Origin of the sequence: Streptomyces kronopolitis, from assembly GCF_014646275.1 — a bacterium.
In the GTDB taxonomy this organism is placed as follows: domain Bacteria; phylum Actinomycetota; class Actinomycetes; order Streptomycetales; family Streptomycetaceae; genus Streptomyces; species Streptomyces kronopolitis.
This window is the reverse complement of the sequence record NZ_BMND01000071.1, coordinates 1-9,564: the sequence shown is the minus strand read 5'-3', so window position 1 is coordinate 9,564 and position 9,564 is coordinate 1. Positions and strand designations below refer to the sequence as shown.

General features: G+C 72.4%; 6 protein-coding genes. 5 read left to right on the top strand and 1 reads right to left on the bottom strand.

Annotated elements, in window-relative coordinates; translation table 11 throughout:
- Positions 1-400 precede the first annotated feature (400 nt).
- The 3 genes from IEY78_RS33205 (at position 401) to IEY78_RS33195 (ending at position 4,417) form a co-directional block, all read left to right on the top strand.
- Entirely contained in the window at positions 401-2,371 is a 1,971-nt protein-coding gene (locus tag IEY78_RS33205) for an APC family permease (RefSeq protein ID WP_189104708.1), read from the top strand.
- 100 nt (positions 2,372-2,471) lie between these two features.
- Positions 2,472-3,272 carry a maleylpyruvate isomerase family mycothiol-dependent enzyme gene (locus IEY78_RS33200; protein WP_189104706.1) on the top strand — a complete coding sequence of 267 codons (801 nt, stop codon included), beginning with the start codon at positions 2,472-2,474 and terminating at the stop codon, positions 3,270-3,272.
- A 419-nt stretch (positions 3,273-3,691) separates the two neighbouring features.
- Complete coding sequence (locus IEY78_RS33195) at positions 3,692-4,417, top strand: transcriptional regulator (RefSeq protein ID WP_229700328.1); 726 nt, start codon at positions 3,692-3,694, stop codon at positions 4,415-4,417.
- Positions 4,418-4,537: 120 nt separating this feature from the next.
- Here IEY78_RS33195 and IEY78_RS33190 read toward each other — a convergent pair whose 3' ends face one another.
- On the bottom strand, positions 4,538-6,148 hold the full coding sequence (locus tag IEY78_RS33190) for a nucleobase:cation symporter-2 family protein (protein WP_189104704.1): 1,611 nt from the start codon (positions 6,146-6,148) through the stop codon (positions 4,538-4,540).
- 385 nt (positions 6,149-6,533) lie between these two features.
- On the opposite strand from IEY78_RS33190, the gene IEY78_RS33185 reads away from it, so the two are divergent.
- Positions 6,534-8,876: an ABC transporter ATP-binding protein/permease gene (locus IEY78_RS33185; protein WP_189104703.1), complete on the top strand. Its 2,343-nt coding sequence runs from the start codon at positions 6,534-6,536 to the stop codon at positions 8,874-8,876.
- Positions 8,877-8,892: 16 nt separating this feature from the next.
- On the top strand, positions 8,893-9,564 hold a 672-nt coding region (locus tag IEY78_RS33180; RefSeq protein ID WP_229700327.1), incomplete at its 3' end, for a hypothetical protein.

Here is a 9,564-nt window from a genome sequence, read left to right as displayed (position 1 = left end):
GGCAGGGCCAGCTCGTGGGCGGGCGCGGGGCGGCGCCCGCCGGCGCGGCGGGTGGAAGCGGGGGCGGTGCGCGGGCACCGGCCGGTGGAGAACGGCCACGGGGAACACCTCCTGCTGCGGCCCCCGCGGCGGACCGGGACGGTCCCGTCGGCCCCGCGGTGGGCCCTTGCCGCCAGCGTGCGCGCCGCGGGGCGCGTGCGGACGCCGCGGCCCGGTCCTTAACGCCGTGCGTACGGGCGGCGGACGCTTCCTGACGCCGTGCTGACGCGCCGCCGACGCCCTGCGCGGCGCGGGCCGATGTCGTCCGGCGCGGGGCGGGCCGCGGCACGGTTCGCACGGTGATGCATACTCGCTGCTCGTTGCCCGAACCGATGACCGAAGACCGGCAGGACGTACCCAGATGACCACCACTGCCCAGGCGGACCCCACGCCTCCCGCCACCACCTCCCGGCGGTGGCGCGCCTGGCTCCTGGACGGACTGAGCAGCCAGGCCGCCCGCCACCCCGGCCCGCACGGCACCCCGCCGGCCGAGCACAAGGGGCACTCGTGGTGGCGGGTCATGTGCCTGACCGGTGTCGACTACTTCTCGACGCTGGGCTACCAGCCGGGCATCGCCGCGCTGGCGGCCGGGCTGCTCTCGCCGTTCGCCACCCTCGTCCTGATCGCGCTGACCCTGTTCGGCGCCCTGCCCGTCTACCGCCGGGTCGCCAAGGAGAGCCCGAACGGCGAGGGTTCGATCGCCATGCTGGAGCGGCTGCTGCCGTGGTGGGCGGGCAAGCTGCTGGTGCTGGTGCTGCTGGGGTTCGCCGCCACCGACTTCATCATCACGATGACGCTGTCGGCCGCGGACGCCTCGGCGCACGTCGTGGAGAACCCGTTCGCCCCTCCGCTGCTGCACGGCGCGAACCTGTGGATCACCCTGGTGCTGCTGGCCGCCCTGGGCGCGGTGTTCCTCAAGGGCTTCCGTGAGGCGATCGGCATAGCCGTCGGCCTGGTCGGGACCTATCTGGTGCTGAACGTCGTCGTCCTGGCCACCTCGGCCTGGCAGGTGCTGTCGCACCCGGTGGTGATCGACAACTGGTGGGGCGCCATGACCGCCGCGCACTCCTCGCCGCTGGCGATCGTCGGGGTGGCGCTGCTGGTCTTCCCCAAGCTGGCGCTGGGCATGTCCGGCTTCGAGACCGGTGTCGCCGTCATGCCGCAGATCCAGGGCGACGCCGCCGACACCCCCGCGCGCCCGGCCGGCCGGATCCGCGGCACCCGCCGGCTGCTGACCACCGCGGCGCTGGTCATGAGCGGCTTCCTGCTGCTGTCGAGCCTGGCGACCACACTGCTCATCCCGCAGCGGGAGTTCGCGCCCGGCGGCTCGGCCAACGGGCGTGCGCTGGCCTATCTGGCGCACCACAACCTCGGCGAGGCCTTCGGCACCGTCTACGACCTCTCCACCATCGCCATCCTGTGGTTCGCCGGTGCCTCGGCGATGGCCGGACTGCTCAACCTCGTACCGCGCTATCTGCCGCGCTACGGCATGGCACCGGAGTGGGCCCGGGCGGTGCGCCCGCTGGTGCTGATCTTCCTGGCGACGGCCTTCGGCATCACCGTCTTCTTCGACGCCGACGTCGACGCGCAGAGCGGCGCCTACGCCACCGGCGTGCTGGTGCTGATGCTCTCGGCGTCCTTCGCCTCCACCGTCGCCGCCCGCCACCGCCGCCTGCGCGCGGCCACCCTCGGGTTCGGCGCGATCACCCTGGTCTTCGGCTACACGCTGGTCACCAACGTCATCGAGCGGCCCGACGGCCTGAAGATCGCGCTGCTGTTCATCCTCGGCATCCTGCTGACCTCGTTCGCCTCGCGTGTCCACCGGGCCTTCGAACTGCGCGCCGTGCACGTCGACTTCGACGAGACGGCCGAGCGGCTGATCGGCGCCGCGATGGCGGCCGGGCCGCTGCGGGTCATCGCCAACGAGCCCGACGAGCGGGACGCGGCGGAGTACCGGGAGAAGGAGTACAGCCAGCGCGAGGAGACCCACATCCCCGACGGCCGGCCGGTGCTGTTCCTGGAGGTCACCGTCCGGGACTCCTCGGACTTCACCACGGATCTGCACGTGCGGGGCGAGGAGCGGTACGGGGCGCAGATCCTGCGCGTCGAGGGCGCCGGTGTGGCCAACACCATCGCCGCCGTCCTGATGCGGCTGCGCGCGTACTCCGGCCAGGTCCCGCACGCCTACTTCAACTGGACCGAGGGCCACCCGTTCAGCCATCTGCTGCGCTTCCTGGTCTTCGGCGACGGCGAGGTCGCGCCGGTCACCCGGGAGGTGCTGCGCCGCGCCGAGCCCGACCCGGCCCGGCGCCCGCGGGTGCACGTCGGCTGACCCGGGCGGCCGGCAGGGACCCGCGGACGGCTGTGGCAGGCTGCCCGCAAGGGCCCGGCCGGCAAGGTCGCCGGGCCGCACGGAGCGGAAGAGCGGCACCATGAACACCTCGGACACCCCGGGCCGGACGGCCGTCACCCCTGCCGCGCACCGCGCGGCCGTCGCGGCGGAGACGGCGCGGTTCGCGGCGGCACTGGACGGCGCCGACCTGTCGGTCCCGGTGCCGGGCTGCCCCGGCTGGACGCTGGTGGACCTCGTCGGTCACACCGGCAACGTGCAGCGGATGTTCTCGGGCCTGCTGCGCCGCCGCGTCCAGGAGCCGCCGCGCAGCCGCGAGGTGGACTGGCGGCTGCCCGCCGACGGCACGGACGCCCGCGGCTGGGCGGACTGGCTGGCGGCGAGCGCGGCGGTGGCGGCCGACGCCTTCGACGGGATCGATCCGGACTCCGCGATGTGGGCCTGGGGCGTCGACCAGCACGCCCGCTTCTGGATGCGGCGGATGCTGTTCGAGACGCTGGTGCACCGCACCGACGCCGAACACGCCCTCGGCCTCCGCCCGGTGGTCGATCCCGTGCTCGCGGCCGACGGCGTGGACGAGTTCCTGGTCAATCTGCCGTTCGCGGGCTCCTTCGCCCCGGGCGTGGCACAGCTGCGCGGCAACGGCGAGACGCTCCGCTTCCGGTGCACGGACACCGCCGGCGACTGGCTGGTCCGGCTGGCGCCCGACGGCTTCGGCCTCGTCCCGCGGGACGGAGCAGGCTCCGCCGACGCCTCAGTCGAGGCGCCCGCCGCGGACCTGCTGCTCCTGCTGTACGGCCGCCTCGGCAGCGACGCGGACACCGTCCGCCTCGCGGGCGACAAGGAGCTGCCGGCGCGCTGGTTCGCCCACTCCGCGTTCTGAGCCCGGCTTCTTCGGCGCCGTCCCCGGCAGTTGCCGGGGGCGGCGCCGTGCCATGTGCGCCCCGCCTCGCCCCGCCCGGAGACGGCCGGCGCGGCCCGCCCCCTTGAGCGGCGGCGCCCGGCGCCCGCATCACGCTCCCGTCACGTCCTGACGACCACCCGGTCCCAAGAATCGCTACCGCCCGGTAAATGCCGAGCCATCGGCTATACCCGGTAAGCGAGTTGAGGCGTGACATCGGACAGATAGTGCACATCCCCCGCACCGCGGTCTCCAGGGCCCCGCACGCCTTCAATCCGAAGGGCGAACTGGAGATTCGTACGTATGGACCATCTGTTAATCTGCCCGCTCCTGGATGTTCCTCCAGCTCCAGTCCCCCCCAAGCGCCCTTCGTCCGCCGGGTGCAGCGAGGTGTCCCGCACGTGTACAGCACTCCCTTCTCCCCCGCCGAGGCCAGATCCGCGCGGGCCCGGGTGGGCCTGAGCACGGCTCAGGTGGCCCAGGCCATGACGGCGTGCGGAGCGCCGGTGCGTCCCGAGCTGGTCGAGGCCTGGGAGTACGGCTCCCAGTTCCCGACCGAACCCCAGCTGTTCGCCCTGGCCGATGTCCTGTGGTGCCCGCCGACGGTGCTGATGGGTGTCGAGCCGCGGACGCTCGCCGAACACCGGATGGCCCGCCAGCTGAGCGTGGAGCGGCTGTCGCAGGTGATCGGCATGGACCCGGCCCACTACCGCGCGGCCGAGGCGGCGCAGCAGTGGACCGGCGACTACCGGCAGACCAAGGCGCTGGTGGACGCGCTCGGGCTGTCGCTGCGCAAGCTGATCGGCGTGATGGGGCACAACGACGAGCTGGCCGGGCACCTGCGGACGGCCATCGACGGGCGCTGGAAGTCGCACGTCGGCCCGGTCGCCAAGATCACCACGCTGAACAAGACCCGGGTGGGCGACGCGCTGCGCACGATGCACGCGGAGTTCGCGGAGTTCTCCGAGCGGTACATGGGGCATGTGGTGGCGCGGAACGACGACTCCCGCCTCAAGCAGGTCGCCGCCGAGCGTTCGGCGTATCTGCGCCGGCTGGTCGACCACTTCTGGGAGCTGATCGGGGACGCGGGCGAGGCACCGCCGTTCCACACCGTGCCCACGCACTGACGGGACGGGGCCCGGCGGGCACGACAGGGGTACGGAGCGGCGGACGCGCACGGAAACGGGCGGGGCGGGACCTGGTGACAAGTCCCGCCCCGCCCGCGGCCGTTGGCGGACCCGGCGGCCTCAGTGCCCGGGCGGCCCCCACTGGGGGCCCTGCGGCTGCTGCGGGTGCTGCGGGGCGTGCGGCTGCTGCGGGGCGTGCGGACCCGGGGCGCCGGGCTTCGGGTGCGCGCCGGGGACGCCGGGCTGGGTCGGCTGACCGGAGGCGCCGTACGGGGCGGCCGGGGTGTACGGGTCGGCGGGCGGATAGGCGTCCATGGGCCGGGGGGCCTCGTCCGGCTCGTCGGCCTCGATCTCGTCCCAGTCGATCTCCATCGTCCGGCGGCGGGTGAAGACGTTGAAGAAGAGGTTCAGGAGCACGGCCGTCAGGCTGCCCAGGGTGATCCCGCTGTCGAGGACCGCCCGGAGGTCCTCCGGCATCCGCTGGAAGAACGGCTCGACCGCGTTGGGCAGCAGCGCGGCGGCGAAACTGACGGCCAGGATCAGCGCGTTGCGCTCCTCGCGCAGGTCCACCTTGCCCAGGATCTGGACGCCGACCGTGGCGACCATGCCGAACATCGCGATCGACGCGCCGCCGAGCACCGGATGCGGAATCGCGGCCACCACACTGCCCGCCTTGGGCAGCAGCCCCATCACGATCATGAAGCAGCCGGCCGCGACCACCACGAACCGGCTCATCACCTTCGACATCCGCACCAGGCCGATGTTCTCGGCGAACGCCACGTACGGAAAGGAGTTGAGCACGCCGCCGAGCACGGTGGCGACGCCGTCCGCGCGCAGGGCGCTGGCGACGGTGGCGTTGTCGACCCGCTTGCGGGTGATCTCCCCGATGGCGTAGACGTCTCCGGTGGTCTCCACCATGGTGATCAGCATGACGACGACCATGGCGATGATCGGGAAGAGTTCGAACTTCGGCATGCCGTAGTGGAACGGCGTGCTGACGCCGAACCAGTCGGCGTTGTTCACCGCGCCGAAGTCCGCGTCGCCCAGGCACCAGGCGACGCCGGTGCCCGCGACCAGGCCGAGCAGGACGGCGAGGCTGCTCAGGTAGGGCTTGCCCAGGCGGACCACGGCCAGGATGAACAGCAGGGTGCCCAGGGCGTATCCGAGGTTCTTGAGGTCGCCGTACCCGGGGTGCCCGATCAGCTTCGCCCCGCCGGCCGCGTCCTGGAGGCCCTGCGGGATCAGGGTGAGGCCGATGATGGTGAGGATCGTGCCGATGACGACCGGCGGGAAGAACTTCACCAGCTTGCTGAAGAACGGCGCGAAGAGGAAGGTCGCTATGCCCGCCGTGATCACCGCGCCGTAGACGACGAGCAGTCCCGCGGTGCCGCCGCCGGCGCCCAGGCCGATCGCGATCATCGGGGAGACGGCGGTGAAGGTGACACCCTGGACCAGCGGCAGCCTGGCACCGATCTTCCAGACGCCCAGGGCCTGGATGATCGTGGCGATACCGCAGGTCAGCAGGTCCGCATTGATCAGATAGACCAGCTCTTCATGGGAGAGGCCCAAGGCGTTCCCGACGACGATCGGGACGATCACCGCGCCCGCGTAAAAGGCGAGAACGTGCTGGAATCCGTAGAGCGTGAGCTTGCCCGCCGGGAGCACCTCGTCGACCGGGTGCGTGCCTTCACGGGAGAACTGCTCGGGGTCTTGTCGGGCGACTCGTGCCATCTCTGCCTTGCCTTCAGGAGGTAGGTGAATAAGAAGGGACCGGCGCCGCCGCACCACGGAGGGCGGACGGGCCGGCCGGGTCCTACAAAGCCGACGCTCTGCGGTGTTGCCGGCACCACGCAGCCCTGCGCTGTACTTGTCGTCCTGGTTCGGCAGGACGTCCTTCGATCAACGCAACACATTCCGGCATTTCCATGGAATTCGCGGGTGCGGCCAATCGGATCGCTCACCCTAGTTGACCTGTGGCCTTTCTCGCGAGTAACCGGTCGTATTCGCTCGGATAAACGTGACCATGCCGCGAAATGCCGCTTTGGGAAGGGTCTTTACGGGCCGCGGCGGGCCGCGCGAAGAGGCGGAGCAGAGCCCTCCGCCGTAAAATTCTGGTATGTCCGAGCGGCAGGATGCGTCCACCGCGCCGGAACTCGTCGTCGAGTCCGGCGGCAGCACCCAGGTGATGGACCCCCGCCGCGTCTACCACGTCGGACGGGACCCCGAGGGCGAGGTCGTGCTGAGCGACGCCCGGGTCTCCTGGCACCACGCGGTGCTCCGCGCCGAGGCCGGGCACTGGACCGTGGAGGACGAGGACAGCACCAACGGCACCTACACCGACGGGCGTCGGGTGCACGAGTCCGGCGTCGGGCCGGGCAGTGTGATCCGGTTCGGCAACCCCGCGGACGGGCCGTGCGCGGTGCTCTCCGTGGTCCCCCGGCCGGCCCCGGTCGAGCGGCCCTCCTCCGTCTCCCACCCCGCGGGCACCAGTACCTTCCGCCGCCCCAGCGCGGTGATGCCGCTGCCGGCCGCCCGCACCACCCGGATCGGCCGCGGCCCCGACAACGACCTGGTCGTCGACGACCTGACGGTCTCCCGTCGGCACGCCGAGCTGCGCGCGGGCCCGGACGGCTTCGAGATCGTCGACCTGGACAGCCACAACGGCACCTACCTCAACGGCCAGCCGGTGGACCGCGCCCCGATGATCCCCGGCGACATCGTCGGCATCGGGCACGCCGCGTTCGCCCTGGTCGGCGACGAGCTCCAGGAGTTCCTCGACACCGGCGAGGTGTCGCTGGACGTCCAGGACCTCGCCGTGCGCGTCGACAAGGGCCGCAAGACGCTGCTGGACCAGGTGTCCTTCCCGGTGGGCGAGAAGTCGCTGCTCGCCGTGGTCGGACCGAGCGGCGCGGGCAAGTCGACGCTGCTCAACGCGCTGACCGGGCTGCGCCCCGCGGACGAGGGCACGGTGCTCTACGACGGCCGCGACCTCTACCGCGACTACGCCGAGCTGCGGCAGCGCATCGGGCTGGTCCCGCAGGACGACATCCTGCACCTCCAGCTGACCGTGCGCCGGGCGCTGGGCTACGCCGCCGAGCTGCGCTTCCCCGAGGACACCGCGAAGGCCGAACGGCAGGCGCGGGTCGACGAGGTGATCCGTGAACTCGGCCTCGAAGAGCGGGTGGACCAGCCGATCCACAGCCTCTCGGGCGGCCAGCGCAAGCGGGTGAGCGTCGCGCTGGAGCTGCTGACGAAGCCGTCGCTGCTCTTCCTCGACGAACCGACCTCCGGGCTCGACCCCGGAATGGACCGCTCCGTCATGCATATGCTGCGCGGCCTGGCCGACGACGGCCGCACGGTCATCGTCGTCACCCACAGCGTGCTGAGCCTCGATGTCTGCGACCGGCTGCTCATCCTGGCGCCGGGCGGCACGATCGCCTACTACGGACCGCCGGAGGAGGCGCTGCCCTACTTCGGGTACGCGCAGTGGCCGGAGGCGTTCGAGGCCTTCGAGAACGACAAGGACCGCGACTGGGCGGGCGAGTTCCGCGCCTCGCCGGAGCACCGGCGGCACATCGCCATGGAGTCCCACCAGCCGCCCCGCGCCCCCGAGGCGCCGCGCGGTCCGGTGGCCGCGCCCAAGGCGCAGAGCTGGGGCAAGCAGCTGAACACGCTGGTGCGGCGCTATGCGGCGGCACTGACCGCCGACCGGACCTTCCTGGTCATCATGGTGGCGCTGCCGTTCGTGATGGGCGCGATGGCACACGCCCTGGCCGGGTCCTCGCTCGCCAAGGGGTCGGCCGCGATCAACGCGCTGCTGATCCTGTGCGTCGGCGCGGTGCTGACCGGCGCCGCCAACGCGGTACGGGAGCTGGTCAAGGAGCGGACGATCTACCAGCGGGAGAGAGCCGTCGGCCTGTCCCGCTCGGCGTATCTGATGTCCAAGGTGCTGGTACTGGGCGTGATCACGGTCGTCCAGGCCGTGGTGCTGACCCTGGTGGCGCTGTTCGGCGTCCAGCTGCACGCCCCGGGCGGCAAGGGCGTGTTGCTGCCACCCCTGCTCGAAATCACCCTGGCGGTCGCCCTGTTGGCCTTCACCGCCATGATGCTCGGCCTCTTCGTGTCCGCCCTGGTGCGCAAGGAGGAGGTCACCATGCCGCTGCTGGTCCTCCTCGCGATCGTCCAGGTCGTGTTCTGCGGTGCGCTGCTGAAGCTGACCGGTGTGCCGGTGCTGGAGCAGCTGGCCTGGCTGGTGCCGTCCCGGTGGGCGCTCGGCGCCATGGCGGGCACCATCGATCTGCACCGCCTCGTACCGCAGGGGACCGCCGACCCGCTGTTCCAGCACTCCCTGGGGATCTGGCTGTTGAACATGGGCATGATGGTCGTGCTCTCGCTGGTCCTCGGCTTCGTGGTGCTCCGGCTGCTGCGGCGGCACGAGCCCGAGATCATGCGTGAGTAGCGCCCGGGAGCCGCCGATGACCTCGCCCGATTTCCTCCCCAGCCATGTCGTCCCACCGGAGGGGATGGCGACCTGGTCGGCTCCGGACACCACCCGCCCGGCCTCGCCGCTCGACCCGCTGCTCCCCGTCCAGGTCATCGACCGCCGGGGCGACTGGGCGCTGGCGCTGTGCTCCAACGGCTGGTCGACCTGGGTGGACGGCCGGCTGCTGCTGTCCGTCCCGCGCGAGCCGCCGGCCGCCGCACAGCCCGCCGCCCGGACCGCGGACCCGCGGCCGCTGCTGGGCGCCGTCGAGGGCGAACTGGCCCGCTACCGGCACCTGGTGGAGGAGCTGGCCGCCGGGCAGCTGGACGGCGAGTCGTTCGCCCGGCGCACCCGGGGCAACCGGCTGGGCGTGGTCGTCGACGGCGACGCGGTCTGGCTGTACGACGCCCGGCACGAGCGCTGGTGCTACTGCGACGGGGTGTCCTTGCAGACGTACGCCGTGGCGTCGAAACCCTCCTCGCGGCCGGGGCAGCAGTCGCCGTCGGAGCCGGGCTCCGGGGCACGGGACGAGCCGGACGGGGCGCGGCCGGACGAGCCGGAGGCCGCGGCGGACGGGCAGGCGGGCGGGCAGGCGACCGCGGTGGATCCGGCCCCCGGCCCCGCCGGCACCGGCTCCGCGCCGGCCGCCCCCGAGCCCGCCGCC

Coding starts and splice junctions, on each gene's coding strand:
- IEY78_RS33205 (WP_189104708.1), top strand. CDS start 401: ATGACCACCACTGCCCAGGCGGACCCCACGCCTCCCGCCACCACCTCC.
- IEY78_RS33200 (WP_189104706.1), top strand. CDS start 2,472: ATGAACACCTCGGACACCCCGGGCCGGACGGCCGTCACCCCTGCCGCG.
- IEY78_RS33190 (WP_189104704.1), bottom strand. CDS start 6,148: ATGGCACGAGTCGCCCGACAAGACCCCGAGCAGTTCTCCCGTGAAGGC.
- IEY78_RS33185 (WP_189104703.1), top strand. CDS start 6,534: ATGTCCGAGCGGCAGGATGCGTCCACCGCGCCGGAACTCGTCGTCGAG.